The organism is Marinomonas sp. TW1 (assembly GCF_001625355.1).
In the GTDB taxonomy this organism is placed as follows: Bacteria; Pseudomonadota; Gammaproteobacteria; order Pseudomonadales; family Marinomonadaceae; genus Marinomonas.
This window is the reverse complement of the sequence record NZ_JSEE01000001.1, coordinates 128714-142694: the sequence shown is the minus strand read 5'-3', so window position 1 is coordinate 142694 and position 13981 is coordinate 128714. Positions and strand designations below refer to the sequence as shown.

Sequence of the window (13981 nt, the reverse complement as noted above, 5' to 3'; positions counted from 1 at the left end):
AAATAAGGAGTCATCAGATGGCTGCAGTAAATAGAGTATTGGTCATTGGTGGTGGTTTTTCGGGGATGGCCGCCGCGATCAAGATGCGTCAGCATGGCATTGAAGTCGATCTGGTTGAAATTGACCCAGAATGGTGTGAGCTGGGTGCCGGTATCACCATTGGCGGTGCGACGTTACGTGCCTTGGATGATCTGGGTTTATACGATCAAGTAACGGAGCAAGGGTGTGTGACGGATGGCTTAGCTGTGCATTTAGCACATGGCCCTTTGTTGATGGAAATCCCAACGCCTAGCCCAGCAGATTCACGAGTCGGCGGCAGTGGCGGCATTTTTCGACCAACGTTAGCGCGCATTATGTCAAGCGCGACACTTGACGCCGGTGTCAATGTGCGTACGGGTTGTACCTATACTGAGATCAAACAAACCGCCACCAGTGCCACGGTCACCTTTACCGATGGCACCACGCAAACTTATGACCTAGTGGTGGGCGCTGACGGTGTTCACTCCACCATCCGCAAAGAATTCTTCCCTGAAGAGCCAGAGCCTGAATACATAGGTCAGGGAGTGTGGCGCGCCATTATGCCGCGTCCAGCAGAGATTGATCATGTTCATATGTGGATGGGTAACCACCTTAAGTTGGGCGTAAACCCAGTATCTGATACCCATATGTACATGTTTATTACCGAAGATCGTCCAACCAAGGAACACATAGATAGAGCCACTTGGCCACAAGTGTTTGCAGGGTTAATGGAAGAGTTTCCAAACCCGACGGTTAGGGCGTTAATTCCTCATGCACTGGAAGAAGGGGCGAATATTGACTATCGCCCGTTAGCCAATCTTTTAGTGAAAGCCCCTTGGAATCGTGGACGTTTAATCATGATTGGCGATACGGTCGCTGCCACTACGCCACACCTTGCATCCGGTGCGGGCATCGGCATTGAAAGCGGGATTGTATTAGCTGATGAATTGGCTGCGAACGACGATTTTCAAACCGCGCTGGATAAATTTCATGAGCGTCGTTGGGAGCGTTGCCGCATGGTGGTCGAAAATTCAGCGCGTTTGTGTCACATCGAAATTAATGGTGGTGATAAAACCGAGCACTCAAAAATCATGGGGCAATCCATGATGGTATTAAGTCAGCCTATTTAATGAATTGGCTCCCTTGGGTGGCGTGATAATGTCTGTTTTTGATCGCTGCCATTTTTTATTCCTGAGATTCACATAGCAACTGCCTAGGTTGCTTTTCCAACAAAAGGGTTAGGTCATGAACTTTCCTGACATTTACCGAGTCGTAACGGGTCATGATGAAAACGGCCAAGCCATTATTGTCGAAAACGGTCCTCTTAAAACCGTAATGGATCTTGACGCTGTGCCAGGAACTCAATTTCACGAAGTGTGGAGTACCAGTGAGTCGCCTGCGGTCATCAGCAAAACACACATTGATCCAACGCTTGGCTCTGTGGTGTTACCACCGCCGCAACAGGGTACACGGCTTCGTTTTGTTGATATTCCACCGGATACTGAGGCGTTCCTGAATCAGGGGCAGAGCAAGATGAAAGGCATGTTTTCAAGCGTTGGGGATGAAAATCTCTCGACGGTACAAGCTGATTCTCCCCATCCCTTGATGCACCGTACCGAATCCGTGGACTATGGCATTGTGATCGAAGGGGAATTAACCCTCATTGTCGACCAAGATGAAGCGCTTTTGACGCCTGGTAGTGTGGTAATACAGCGTGGCACCAATCATGCGTGGGCCAATCGTTCGGGAAACATATGTCGTATTTTATTCATCCTAGTGGATGGGCAATACGACGATGAGCTGGCCAAAGTATTAGTTTAAGAAGGAAGAATAGTATGAAATTCGCAACCCTAGCCAATGGCACCCTAGACGGTCGTTTAGTAGTGGTATCCAAAAACCTTAGTAAAGCCGTGGATGCTTCGGCGATATCGCCAAACTTATTATCTGCGGTACAAAACTGGCAGGAAAAAGAGGCTGAATTACAGGCCTTGTATGATGCATTAAATGCCGGTCAGCTAAAAGAGGCGTTTGATTTTGACCCTTCCGTTTGTCTCGCTCCCTTGCCAAGAAGCCCACAATGGTTAGACGCCTCGGCGTTTTTAAATCATGGCAAATTGATGGAAGAAGCCTTTAATACTGATCCTATTGCAGATTTTGATACCATTCCGGTGATGTATCAAGGTGCCAGTGATGACTTCCAAGGCCCAACGGTAGACATTGCCATGCCCAGTGAAGCCGATGGCATCGACTTTGAAGGCGAATTTGGGGTGGTCATGGCCGAAGTACCTATGTCAGCAACCCCCGAAGAAGCCGCCAAATCGATACGCTTGATAGTGCAGATTAACGACTGGAGCTTACGCGCCCTTGGGCCTCGTGAAATGAATTCAGGTTTTGGCTTCTTACAAGCCAAACCTTCTTCTAGCTTCGCACCTGTGGCGGTGACGCCTGACGAACTAGGTGATGCATGGGCAAATGGCCGAGTGAACATGCCATTACACGTAAGTTGGAATGGCGAGCGTTTTGGCGAACCCCACGGCAGCGAAATGAACTTCTCCTTCCCGCAACTAATGGCACATGCCGCTCGTAGTCGCAAACTCACCGCAGGTTGCATTATAGGGTCTGGCACCGTATCGAACAGTGCGCGTGAAGCAGGTTCTGCCTGTATTTCTGAACGTCGAGTGATCGAAAAAATCGACTTAGGTGACATCAAAACTCAGTTTATGCGCTTTGGCGACACCGTACGCATGCAGGCCAAATTTGATGATGGCCGAGATGGACCATTTGGAGTGATCGAGCAAACAGTCGTAGAAAATCAGCGAAAAGGCTAACCAGATGCAGGTGGTGATTACCGGTGCCAATGGTTTTGTTGGTCAAGCTTTGGCGCAGCGGCTTTGTTCAGACGGTGCCATTGGCAAGAAGACGCTATCTCGTTTAACCCTATTAGATCGTCAATTTGATAAGGTGTCCGTTTTAGGCTCTGAACCGCAGGCGCTAGTGGTAGAGCGGCACAGTGGAGACCTCACCGATGATCTGTGGCTACGGGAAACCCTTGGCCACTCGCCAATCGAGGTCATTTTTCATTTGGCAAGCATTCCCGGTGGCATGGCGGAACAGAATGACAGCTTAGCGCGTAAGGTGAATATTGACGCCACCATGACCTTGCTGGAAATAAGTAAGGCGCAAACCGAAGCGGGCTTACAGAAGCCAGTCTTGGTGTTTGCCAGCAGCATTGCGGTATTTGGCATCATGCCCGACTTGGTGACTGACGACACACCACTCAAACCTCAGCTTAGCTATGGGGCGCATAAAGTGGTGGGTGAGGTGATGATCAATGACTTTAGCCGCCGCGGCTGGGTCGATGGTCGTTCCTTGCGTCTACCGGGAGTATTGGCACGACCTCCGGCAGAAACAGGGCAGTTATCGGCTTTTCTGAGCGATATTATTCGTGAGGTATCAAAGGGAAAGTCTTTCGTTTGTCCTATGTCTGAACAGGCGAAAACCTGGGCCTCGTCTTTACCGAACATCCTCGATAACCTGATACATGGGGCTGTAATAGAAGAAAGGACACTGAAGACAGACAGGGGTTTTACCTTGCCAACGCTGTATTTCAGCATGGCGCAATTGGTGTCCGCTATTGGCAGGGTTTATCATCAAAAAACCGATGATTTAGTCCGTTATGACCCCAATCCGCTGATTGAAAAACTGTTTGGTTGCTTTCCACCACTGGAAACCCCTTCTGCTGATGAAATGGGATTTCAACATGATGGGGATTTGAATAAACTAGTAGAACGAGCATTGCGTTGCTCTTAGGCGTTGATCTGAGATTTTCTTAATGTTTGCTGGGGCATGTGCCGTTGTTTAACGCGAGTCTAAGATCTGCTCTCTCTTAGTTCTTTTGCACCTTCCTCTAATAAACCTGCTAACCATCGTAATCCAGGGTCGTCATCTCGCACACTGTGCCATTGCATTCCTTCTATTAAATCTGGGAAGGTTACCCAGGTTTCATGCAGCTTAATTGGGTAAAGCCGAGCAAAGTGAAGGGCATAACGGCGGTGCATTGTCGCAAGGCGTTTTGTACCGACTATGGCTTGGCAAAGTGCGCCAAACTCAGGTAGTTGTACCGCTACACGACGTTTCCAGCCATTGCGGTCAATATAATAGTCCGCCACAGACGGTCGGCGTTCTGGACCAAAAGTGGCGACAGCGTGATCGCAAGCAAAGAAAGTCTCTTCATCGATTTCCTCGAAGCCCGCACCTTCCCAACTGATAACGACTTCATCATCTCGCCACAATTCGGTAAAGGTATGACCTGATAAGGCAAGCTTATCTACTGTCAACAAAAGGTCGATCTCAGCTCGATCGAAACGATCATTTGCTTGCTCGCTTGGAGGGACTATTTCGAAGCTGACAGCGGGTGCTAATGTGGCGGCTTTCACCACAACATTGGACAGCAAAATAGTGTAAGCGTAATCAGAGGCGGAGATAACAAAATGACGAGCCGTGGTGGCCGGGTCGAAATTTCCTGCTCGTGTGATTTCACCTCGAATCTGTAATAAGGCTCTGCGAACGGGGTCGGCGAGTGTTTCAGCCTTTGGCGTAAGGAACATTCTGCGCCCACGTTGCACAAGAAGCTCATCATTGAAATATTCTCGCAATCGCTTCAGCGCGCCGGTAACAGCTGGTTGGCTTAAATGTATGCGCCGGGCTGCTGCTGAGACGTGTCGCTCTTCAATCAGGGCCTCAAGAGCTACCAGTAAGTTTAAATCTAATCCGTCGAATCTCATCCGATTAATCTATCAGCCAAACTTATTGCTTGCAAGGATAATTATGATTGGACGCTTATAGGTCTTAAGTGAAAAAGTAGGATTATTCTCACATTAGTTGGCCTCTTTGTCCTCCTCAATGAGAGACATTGTATGTCTATATTTTCCTTTTGAAATGCGACAGTGAATTGTGTGTCAGTTTTAAAATGCGCGATGTCTGTCTTATAAAAATAATTATGATTAGGTTGAGTTTATGAGTACTGATTGTTGTTCGAATAACCATTTAATTTCGGTTAATCAAAAAGGTAAGCATTTAGTGGTGGATATTCATTGTCACTTAAATATCCCCGCGGCAGATGCGATTGTGCAGGCGAAGTACCCAGGGCCTCCGCCGGGTATCCATGAGTTTTCTAGTGCTAAGTCTAATGAAGTCAACAAGGCTCAGTTTTGTACCATAGGACCGACGCTAAATGACATTAGTCTGCGCATTGCGGACATGGATAAGCTTGGTGTGGATGTTCAAGTTATCTCACCAAATCCGGGTCAGTACTTTTACTATACTGATGCCGAAACTGGCTTAAAGGCTTCGCAAACCATTAATAATGGTATTGCCGAGGCGATTGCAACGAATCCAGAAAGATTTGTTGGCATGGGCACGGTTCCCATGCAAGACATTGACATGGCGATTGTAGAAATGACGCGCTGTGCAAAAGAACTTAATTTCCGCGGTATTGAGATAAATACCAATGTGAATGGCAAAGATTTACACGAAGAAGAATTAGGGCGCTTTTTTGCGGCAGCAGAAGAGCTGGATATTTTACTCTTTCTCCACCCACTCGGCTTTACCCATGCAAACCGTATGAAAGAGTATTACTTCAATAACCTGATCGGTAATCCACTTGAATCCACTCTGGCCGTCGGGCATTTGATTTTTGGTGGTGTATTGGATCGCTATCCGGGTCTAAAAATCTGTGTGGCGCATGGTGGCGGATACATTCCGGGTTATTGGGGACGCATGGATCATGGCTGGCGAGCTCGCCCTGATTGCAGTGAACATTGTAAAGAGCTGCCATCCAGTTATCTTCGTAAAATGTGGTTCGATACATTGGTGTTTGATAAGGCGCAGTTGCATTCTTTGGTGAGCACCCATGGTGCCGATCGCTTATGTTTAGGAAGTGATTACCCTTTTGATATGGCCGAGCCAAATCCGGTTGAGTTTCATAACCAGTTAGACGAAGAAGATAAAGCCAAAATATTAGGTTTAAATGCGGCGAGTTTATTGGGCTTAAAGGCAAAAAAATAGCCTGAAGAGTGATGAGAAAATACGTATTGTGCAAATAGACCTATCAGTATAACAAATACATAAACGGATTTTATTGTATTGGACGCTGATAGGTCTGGGCCTATATTCTTAGTGAAGTAGCATTAGGATTTTGTGAAATAAGGGGATCTTTCAGGCGTTCTCTCCTCTTTGATAGCACAAATGAAAATGACGAATAAAAATAAACCAATAAAAATAAAGGAGTCCTTTCTATTATGCGCCTAAAAAGCCCTCATCATGTGAAATTTCAGGTGCTGGATTTAGAGCAAACCGAAGTGTTTGCCCAAGATTTCGGCCTGTTAACAGTCGAACGGACTGATCAGCAACTTATTATGCGAACTGGCGGTGGTGATGCGTTTGCTTATGTTGCCAAAAAGGGCAATGAAGCCAAGTTTCTAGGTCTGGCTTTTGAAGTCGAAAGCAAAAATGATTTAGAAAGTGCCATAAGTGATCACGGTGCCAGTCCAATTCGTGAATTAACGACGCCTGGCGGTGGCATGGCTGTGACCTTAGTCGATCCAAATGGCTTGGAGATCGATCTTATTTATGGCATTCAGCGTATTAACCCAGAAGAAGCCTATAAGCATTTGGAGATGAATGCGCCAGGGCAATATACCCGTGAAGGACGTTTTGAACCTAAGCGTCCTATGGGGCCTGCTAAGTTATTCCGCCTCGGCCACGTTGGTTTATTTATACCCAGTTTTGCTGCGACCTTGCCGTTTTATAGAGACGTGTTAGGGCTTATTCCAAGTGATGTTTATCACATTCCTGGTCAACCGCAAGCGCAGATTGTTGGCTTTTGCCGCCTTGATCGTGGTGAAGAGTTAGTCGATCACCATGTTGTTGCGTTGATGCAAAGTCAAACTGGTGAAACCGCGTGTCATCACATCAGTTTTGAAGCACAAGACTTCGAAGCGCAGTTTATGACGCACCGTTATTTAGAATCTAAAGACTATGAATTGGTATGGGGCGTTGGACGTCACCCGCACGGGAGCCATATTTTTGATGTATGGCGCGACCCAGATCGCAATCGTTTTGAAACCTTCTCGGACACGGATTTATTAAAAGCCAGTGATGGATCTCGTGTGCACAACATAGCTGAAGTCGAAATGGATGTATGGCGTTCAGATCCACCTGATCGTTATTTTGAATAATCTCCATTGACGAGCAATATAATATAGGAAACGTTATGAGTAAATTTATGATGGGCAATGTAAAGCCCGCAGTAGAGCCTGAAAATATTAACCCAGTAACAGGCTTGGTTGAAGGCACTTTTGGTATTGGTACTTATCAGGTAAAAGGCGAAAAAGCCTTTCCAGGTTTGGTTTTACCCAATGGTGATGTGCTAGATGTATCAGATCGTTATGTCGATACCCATGCTATTTTTGATGATTGGGAAAATGCCCTAGTTTGGCTGAAAGAGCTCGCTGCAAAACAAGATCGTCCGGCTAAATCCTTTACCGAATTAAATATCCTACCGGTTCTAGCGCACCCTAACTTTATTTGTGCCGCGTCTAACTATCGTCAGCATGTTGCTGAGATGATGACCTTTAACAAATTTAACCAAGACAAGCGTTTACCGGGTGAAGATGATGAAGCTTTCTTCGCACGTAATTACGCGGAAGTTGACCGTCGTGGTCGTGAAGGGACACCATTCTTCTTTACGGGTTTGCATTCTTCTTTATGTGGTCCAAATGACGATGTGCCATTACCTCTAATCGGTCAACAGCCTGATTGGGAATTAGAGCTTGGCTTCATCTTGGGTAAAGGTGAGCGTTATTCAAGCCCTGAAACGGCAGAAGACATGATCGCCGCCTATGTCATGGTGAACGATATTGGGACGGTGGATGAATTCAAACGTGCGGATATTAAATTTAACTTTGACTGGGTGAGTAAATTCCAGCCTAACTTCAAGCCATTTGGCCCTTTTGCTGTGCCAAAAGAGTTTGTTGATCGTAACAAGATGCAAATTAGACTGAATGTGAATGGTGAGAAACGTCAGGACTGGCCTGCAGAAGATATGATTTTTGGTCCTGCACAAGTGCTTTCTCATGCGTCTGAGCGTCTGAGATTATTGCCTGGGGATCTTTTCATTATGGGATCGCCTCCAGGTAATGCGGCAAACCATGGCGGAGCATGGCTTAAAGAAGGTGATGTTATGGAGAGCTCTATTACCTATCTTGGTCGTCAACGCAATAATATTGTTAAGGAAGACACAGAAGGTAAATCTGTGACGTACGGCGCTTTCAAAACGGAATGGTAAGTTTAGACTGATTATCAATGATGGCTGAGTGTCTGCTCCTCTAGAAGACTTTTATTCTCTAGTTGTGGCAGACATTTAGTGCGGTTTATGGATGAACGGTTCGCGCATTGAAGTGTATAGACATAAAAAAAACAGAATACGGTCCGTATTCTGTTTTTTCGTTTTATAGAATGGTATTAATCGAAAATCGCCACCGCACGGATAAAGCCGGCAGAGCCATTTTTGATTTTATAAGGGAAGCAAGACACCATGAAACCGTTGGCTGGTAAGCTTTCTAGGTTAGACAGTTTCTCCATTTGCCCATAGCCAATGTCACGTCCGGCTTTGTGGCCCTCCCAAATAATCGAAGCATCCCCTGACTCAGCAAATTTCTCACGAGTATATTTAAAGGGGGCGTCCCAGCTCCAAGCATCTGTACCGACTATTCGTACGCCACGTTCTAACAGGTACATGGTGGCTTCGCGACCCATGCCAACGCCAGCCTCTAAGTAGCCCGCTTCACCGTAAATTGCCCCGGCACGGGTATTAACTAATACAATATCGAGTGGTTGCAGTTTGTGTTTGATGCGTTTTAGTTCGGCTTCGACTTCTGCGGCCGTAATAATATGACCATCACGAAACTTACGAAAATCCAGTTTCACACCGGGTTGTAGGCACCAATCTAAAGGGAGTTTGTCGATACCGTACGCGGGTTTGCCGCCATCTGTGGTAGATGCATAGTGCCAAGGTGCGTCCATGTGGGTGCCGTTGTGGGCACTCATGACCATTTTTTCGACGGCCCAAGCCTCGTTGCCTGGCATGTCTTCTTTTTTAAGGCCAGGGAACATGTTCGCCATTTCCGGCCAACCCTCTTGATGATCTGTGTATTCGATTTTAGGCAGCAGTGGTGGTGGATCGGTATAAGGGTTGTTGTCTAAGGAGACAGATAAATCGACAATACGTCGGGTGTTGGATGGTTTCATTATTCTCTATACCTCTTTTTATTATTGCGCCGTTGGTGAGTGGCAATGGCGTTAACGAATGTCTCTCTCATAATAAGGAAAAAATATCTTTCAATTAAGTTGATAATAACCACGCAAACTGTGGATATTATCAACTTGACTTTTTTTGTGATGGGGTGTTTATTCGGTTCTCGTTGGTGGGTTTTCCGCAGCGAGCATGGCATCAATTTTTCTTCGTGCTTGGATAGCGGCCTTATCAGCGCCCACGATCAGTTCTCTCTGAAATTGTGCTGCTTGATCTATTCTGAGTTCCATATCTTCAATGGCGTCCACATCTTGTTGGCGGACCTGCATTTCAGACTCATATTGAAACTTGTCTAGCCATTCATCACCTTGTCTAAAATTACGCGTAGAAAAGCCAAAGTAGTGAGTCGTGGTTTCCGTCTCAGGTGTTAAGCCGTGCAAGATGGCCAAATGACCTAATTCCTTAGGCACATCCTCTCTACCGGGTATTTGGGTGATGGTTGGCATACTGGTTTTGACCAGTTCAGGGCCATAAAAATCGCTTAAATGCACGAAATCGGCGAGACCTTCGTATGCGGCCTCTTTACCAAAAAGAGTTTCTAAGAAAGGATTCCAAGGCATTTTTCCATTTCGAAAAATACGATAACTTTCATCGCGTTCTTCAGTGACCATGGGGATTTTTTTCAAGGTATCGCCACCTTTTCCTAACTGTTGGTGTATGTAAGGTAGATGGGTCAGATCCATTAGGTTGTCGACCAATAATTGTGAGCGGCCTTTTACATGGAAGTAATTTTCTGAGCTGTAGTAAGTGTCAGGGTTGTCTAAACCGAAATCATGGTATGGCGGAATCAGATTGGTATCGCATTTTTCTATGTCTCCCATCCAAATCCAACAAATTGGGCCACGTTCCTCTAGTGGGTAAACGGGCTGGCAGAAACTCTTAGGCACCGTATCTTGTGAGGGTATTTCAACACAGTCGCCATTATCCGCAAATTTAAAGCCATGATACCCACAAACAATGTGATCGCCTTCCACGTGACCTTTGACTAAAGAAAAATAACGGTGCGGACACAATCCGTACATGGCCACGGGCGTACCATCTTCTTTGCGATACATAACAATGGGTTTGCTGTGTATTGTTCGTTCCATGGGCTCGCGCGCGATCTCGTTAGAGAACGCGGCCATATACCAGCGGTTTTTGACAATGGAAGTGTCGTATTTGAATGGGTACATCAGATAAACCTCTTTATATTTATAATGACAAATCACGGTCTGCCCAGTGTGATTTGTTCGAGTCTGGCTATCGTCTTTTGAGGTGCTTAGAAAAGACAAAGAAAGGTTGGTTTCGCGATTAAGCGATTTCTAGTCTAGAGCCTCACCAAAGAATAATATATGCTGTTTATACCTATATTTCGGCTAAATACTCTCATTATGGACTTGCTTGGTGATGTTCTGCGTTCGTTAAATGTGTTTTCTCACTCTATGGGGACGTTTAGCTTAGGGCGTTCTAACACGCTCTCTTTGTCTGAATTTCCATCTAACTTTGTTTATATGTTTTCCAATAGAGGTGGCGATTTTTGGGTGCAAGTGGAAGGCTGTGAAGCGTGTCAATTGGAAGTTGGGGATTCCATTTTAATTTTGGGTGGTCGCGCGCATCGTTTTGGTATGTCGTTAGAAGGGGAGTCGCAGGCATTTGGGGAGATTTGGAAAGCCAACAATTTGCCTGAATTCGGTGAAATTCGAAATAAACCCATTCACCTAGCAGTGGGCAACCCTGATGATGCGGTGTCGCTTTTGTCCATGGCGTTTACGGTTGATGAGCCGCAGCAACATTCATTATTAAGATTACTGCCGCCTTATATTTTGATTCCCAAAGGGGGGCAATTAGATACTTGGGTAAACGCCGCCGATGTTTTTTGTCAGCAAGAGTTTGACCAGAATACGTCTGGCTTTAGTGCATCCGCCCTGTATTTAACTCATTTGATATTTGGCGAGTGTATTCGTTCTTATATTAATGCGACGGATCTTGCGCAAGTGAGCTGGATGCGAGGCTTGTCTGATAGTCGAATTGGTCTAGCCTTGTCTATTATGCATACCCGTTGTGAGGAGCCATGGAGTGCCGTTGCTATGGCTGCAGAGGTGGGGATGTCGCGGGCCAGCTTTGCACGTACGTTTAAGTCATTAGTGGGTCAGTCACCGATGGATTATTTAACGGATTGTCGAATGCAAAGAGCCGCGCAGTATCTACTCAGCGGAAATTTTGCCATTGGTTACATTTCGGAGCTGATTGGATACCATTCTGAAAGAGCGTTCAGACAAGCCTTTATGCAACGCTTTGGTGTGACGCCTCGGGATTACCGAAAGCAAGAGCAAAAAATATAGTGCCTAGCCTTTGAGTATCCTTGTCGGTACTAAGGCTAGGAATGAAAGGGGTTGTCAGTTGTCCGCCTGTTAGAGATCGAGTGTCAAAGAATCACTGATTGCTCTGGAGCAACAAGGTGTAAATTGATCGTTCTTCGATTTTTCGTCATCCGATAAAAAGTCATCTCGATGGTCTGGCACACCGGCTGTTACCTTGGTTAAGCAGGCACCACAGATGCCCATTTCACAAGAGACATCCACAGTAACACCAGCAGCATCGATGGCTTCTAGAGCGGTTTGATCCGCTGCGACGTCTATTTCCAAACCAGAACGACTTAAAATGAGTTTAAACGCTTGGTCGCCTGATTCTGAGGCTTTTGGCTCTGCCTTAAAGACTTCTTTGTGCAGGTTTTCTTCTTTCCAAGAGTTTGCTCTTGCGCTGTCAAAAATATAATCCATATAGCCCACTGGGCCACAGGTGTATAGATGTGTGTTGTCAGTAAAAGAGCTTAAGGCTTTATTGACAGCGTCATGACTTTCTTCTTTTGTGTTGTCACAGTAAAAGAATACCTTGGATGCAAATGAGCAATGACTGAGTTGTTCATAAAATGCCGTGTCGGCTTTCGATCTAGTGTGATAGTGCAGCTCAAAATCCACTCCAAGGTTATTCAGTTCAATGGCCATGGACATGATAGGCGTAATGCCAATACCACCAGCAAAAAGCATTACTTTCTCGCTTTTTACATTCAGTGGGAAGAGATTGCGAGGTTCAGAAATGCGGATTTTGTCGCCAATTTGAACATGATTGTGAAGGGCGACTGATCCCCCTCGGGATTGATCGTCATTTAACACCGCAATTTTGTAGAATTCGTCAGAGTTAGGGTGGTTAATCAAAGAATATTGGCGGATTAAACCTTCTGCAATGTGTACATCGACATGGCTACCGGTTTCAAAAGCCGGCATTTTTTCCCCGTCTTCACGTACTAACTCGAAACTGGCAATGTTTGGGGTTTCAAGTATTTTATTTCGAATAATAACGTTAAGCATTATGTGCTACTTCCTTTCTTTCTTTGCCTAGCTTAAATAGGGCTGATTCAGTCGAAAAAGAGTATGGCAGAGACAAAACTCATGACTTCATTTGATGTGTCTTTAAAAGGTATCAGTGACCGAGGGTACGGATAAAAGGTGTCATCGGTCACTGATATGGCGGTTAGGCCTCTTCTAAAGGTGCATCTTCCACAGCCAGCATAGCTTCAATTTTTCGGCGTACTTGCACAGCGGGTTTGTCTGCCGCAACCAATAATTCTCGTTGTTGTGTTACGGCAAAATCCAATCGTTTTTCCACGGCATTAATTGCTACAACGTCTTGGCCACGAATTTTCTGATCGGCTGCGAGTTGGAAATTATCCAATGCTTCATCGCCGAGTCGGAAATTACGCGTAGAAAAACCAAAATAATGCGTCGTGTTATCGGTTTCAGGGGTGATGCCATGGAGAATCATCAAGGTGCCCAGTTCTTTAGGAACTTCTGTTTTACCTGGAACCGCTGAGATAATAGGGAGGCTGGTTGAAATAAATTCAGGTCCGTAGAAATCACTTCGAATGGAGAAGTCACACAAACCTTCAAATTGTGCTTCTGGACCAAACACCAGTTTGAAGTAGTCATTCCAAGGTGCTTTACCATGTCTCAGAACACGGTAGCTTCTTTCGTGTTCTTCTGTGACCAATGGAATTTTTGCCATCGCATCCTTACCATCAACATGATGATGAACATACGGCAAATGGGTAAGGTCCATTAAGTTATCAACCAATAATTGCGAGCGGCCATCAATGTGAAAGTAGTTTGCCGAATGGAAATCCCAGCCTGGCTGGTCCAAACCAAAATCGTCATAAGGTGGTATTAAATCTGTGTCACATTTGTCTTCATCACCCATCCAAATCCAGCATATTGGGCCACGTTCAACAAGTTTATACACTGGCTGACACATTTTTCCAGTGACTTTGTCTTGTGAGGGGATATCAATGCAATCGCCGTTATCGGCAAATTTAAAACCGTGATAACCACATACAATGGCATCGCCCTCTACTCGTCCTTCTACTAAAGGCAAATAGCGATGCGGACAGAGTCCATACATGGCCACAGGTGTTCCATCTTCTTTACGATACATAACAACTGGCTTGTTAAGCATGGTGCGTTCCATTGGCTCACGGGTAATCTCAGTCGAGAACGCGGCCATGTACCAACGGTTTTTCACGATAGATTGTTTATATTTGAATGGATACATAATGAT

At 45.7% G+C, this 13981-nt stretch carries 13 protein-coding genes; 8 read left to right on the top strand and 5 right to left on the bottom strand.

Annotated elements, in window-relative coordinates; all coding sequences use genetic code 11:
* The first annotated feature begins 17 nt into the window (after positions 1-17).
* The 4 genes from OA79_RS00625 to OA79_RS00610 all read left to right on the top strand — a co-directional run bounded on the left by OA79_RS00625 (position 18) and on the right by OA79_RS00610 (position 3828).
* On the top strand, positions 18-1148 hold the full coding sequence (locus OA79_RS00625; RefSeq protein WP_063331301.1) for an FAD-dependent oxidoreductase: 1131 nt from the start codon (positions 18-20) through the stop codon (positions 1146-1148).
* Positions 1149-1263: 115 nt separating this feature from the next.
* Positions 1264-1839, top strand: a complete 576-nt coding sequence (locus OA79_RS00620) for a cupin domain-containing protein (protein WP_063331300.1) — start codon at positions 1264-1266, stop codon at positions 1837-1839.
* Between the two features lie 14 nt (positions 1840-1853).
* Positions 1854-2846, top strand: coding sequence for a fumarylacetoacetate hydrolase family protein (locus OA79_RS00615; protein WP_063331299.1), 993 nt, complete (start codon positions 1854-1856; stop codon positions 2844-2846).
* Positions 2847-2850: 4 nt separating this feature from the next.
* Complete coding sequence (locus OA79_RS00610) at positions 2851-3828, top strand: NAD-dependent epimerase/dehydratase family protein (RefSeq protein ID WP_063331298.1); 978 nt, start codon at positions 2851-2853, stop codon at positions 3826-3828.
* A 59-nt stretch (positions 3829-3887) separates the two neighbouring features.
* On the opposite strand, the gene OA79_RS00605 is transcribed toward OA79_RS00610, so the two are convergent.
* The gene (locus OA79_RS00605; protein ID WP_063331297.1) at positions 3888-4802 is read right to left on the bottom strand and encodes a LysR family transcriptional regulator; all 915 of its coding nucleotides are present in this window, start codon (positions 4800-4802) and stop codon (positions 3888-3890) included.
* 232 nt (positions 4803-5034) lie between these two features.
* Between OA79_RS00605 and OA79_RS00600 the strand changes: the two genes are divergently transcribed.
* The 3 genes from OA79_RS00600 (at position 5035) to OA79_RS00590 (ending at position 8365) form a co-directional block, all read left to right on the top strand.
* Positions 5035-6084 (top strand): amidohydrolase family protein, encoded by a 1050-nt coding sequence (locus OA79_RS00600; RefSeq protein ID WP_063331296.1) that lies wholly within the window; start codon positions 5035-5037, stop codon positions 6082-6084.
* 233 nt (positions 6085-6317) lie between these two features.
* Positions 6318-7256 carry a VOC family protein gene (locus tag OA79_RS00595; protein WP_063331295.1) on the top strand — a complete coding sequence of 313 codons (939 nt, stop codon included), beginning with the start codon at positions 6318-6320 and terminating at the stop codon, positions 7254-7256.
* A 35-nt stretch (positions 7257-7291) separates the two neighbouring features.
* Complete coding sequence (locus OA79_RS00590; RefSeq protein WP_063331294.1) at positions 7292-8365, top strand: fumarylacetoacetate hydrolase family protein; 1074 nt, start codon at positions 7292-7294, stop codon at positions 8363-8365.
* Between the two features lie 176 nt (positions 8366-8541).
* Here the strand turns inward: OA79_RS00590 and OA79_RS00585 are convergent, their stop codons facing one another.
* The gene (locus tag OA79_RS00585; RefSeq protein ID WP_063331293.1) at positions 8542-9327 is read right to left on the bottom strand and encodes a cyclase family protein; all 786 of its coding nucleotides are present in this window, start codon (positions 9325-9327) and stop codon (positions 8542-8544) included.
* Between the two features lie 159 nt (positions 9328-9486).
* Positions 9487-10563 carry an aromatic ring-hydroxylating dioxygenase subunit alpha gene (locus tag OA79_RS00580; RefSeq protein WP_063331292.1) on the bottom strand — a complete coding sequence of 359 codons (1077 nt, stop codon included), beginning with the start codon at positions 10561-10563 and terminating at the stop codon, positions 9487-9489.
* A gap of 159 nt (positions 10564-10722) precedes the next feature.
* On the opposite strand from OA79_RS00580, the gene OA79_RS00575 reads away from it, so the two are divergent.
* Positions 10723-11712, top strand: coding sequence for an AraC family transcriptional regulator (locus OA79_RS00575; protein WP_063331291.1), 990 nt, complete (start codon positions 10723-10725; stop codon positions 11710-11712).
* A 69-nt stretch (positions 11713-11781) separates the two neighbouring features.
* Here OA79_RS00575 and OA79_RS00570 read toward each other — a convergent pair whose 3' ends face one another.
* Together OA79_RS00570 and OA79_RS00565 are read right to left on the bottom strand one after the other, a co-directional pair.
* Complete coding sequence (locus OA79_RS00570; RefSeq protein WP_063331290.1) at positions 11782-12738, bottom strand: PDR/VanB family oxidoreductase; 957 nt, start codon at positions 12736-12738, stop codon at positions 11782-11784.
* Positions 12739-12901: 163 nt separating this feature from the next.
* Positions 12902-13975, bottom strand: a complete 1074-nt coding sequence (locus OA79_RS00565) for an aromatic ring-hydroxylating dioxygenase subunit alpha (RefSeq protein ID WP_063331289.1) — start codon at positions 13973-13975, stop codon at positions 12902-12904.
* Positions 13976-13981: the final 6 nt, after the last annotated feature.

What these genes read in the sequence shown, in the direction of transcription:
- OA79_RS00625 (WP_063331301.1), top strand. Translation starts at nt 18, where the DNA reads ATGGCTGCAGTAAATAGAGTATTGGTCATTGGTGGTGGTTTTTCGGGG.
- OA79_RS00565 (WP_063331289.1), bottom strand. Translation starts at nt 13,975, where the DNA reads ATGTATCCATTCAAATATAAACAATCTATCGTGAAAAACCGTTGGTAC.
- OA79_RS00595 (WP_063331295.1), top strand. Translation starts at nt 6,318, where the DNA reads ATGCGCCTAAAAAGCCCTCATCATGTGAAATTTCAGGTGCTGGATTTA.
- OA79_RS00600 (WP_063331296.1), top strand. Translation starts at nt 5,035, where the DNA reads ATGAGTACTGATTGTTGTTCGAATAACCATTTAATTTCGGTTAATCAA.
- OA79_RS00605 (WP_063331297.1), bottom strand. Translation starts at nt 4,802, where the DNA reads ATGAGATTCGACGGATTAGATTTAAACTTACTGGTAGCTCTTGAGGCC.
- OA79_RS00570 (WP_063331290.1), bottom strand. Translation starts at nt 12,738, where the DNA reads ATGCTTAACGTTATTATTCGAAATAAAATACTTGAAACCCCAAACATT.
- OA79_RS00615 (WP_063331299.1), top strand. Translation starts at nt 1,854, where the DNA reads ATGAAATTCGCAACCCTAGCCAATGGCACCCTAGACGGTCGTTTAGTA.
- OA79_RS00575 (WP_063331291.1), top strand. Translation starts at nt 10,723, where the DNA reads ATGCTGTTTATACCTATATTTCGGCTAAATACTCTCATTATGGACTTG.
- OA79_RS00620 (WP_063331300.1), top strand. Translation starts at nt 1,264, where the DNA reads ATGAACTTTCCTGACATTTACCGAGTCGTAACGGGTCATGATGAAAAC.
- OA79_RS00585 (WP_063331293.1), bottom strand. Translation starts at nt 9,327, where the DNA reads ATGAAACCATCCAACACCCGACGTATTGTCGATTTATCTGTCTCCTTA.
- OA79_RS00610 (WP_063331298.1), top strand. Translation starts at nt 2,851, where the DNA reads ATGCAGGTGGTGATTACCGGTGCCAATGGTTTTGTTGGTCAAGCTTTG.
- OA79_RS00590 (WP_063331294.1), top strand. Translation starts at nt 7,292, where the DNA reads ATGAGTAAATTTATGATGGGCAATGTAAAGCCCGCAGTAGAGCCTGAA.
- OA79_RS00580 (WP_063331292.1), bottom strand. Translation starts at nt 10,563, where the DNA reads ATGTACCCATTCAAATACGACACTTCCATTGTCAAAAACCGCTGGTAT.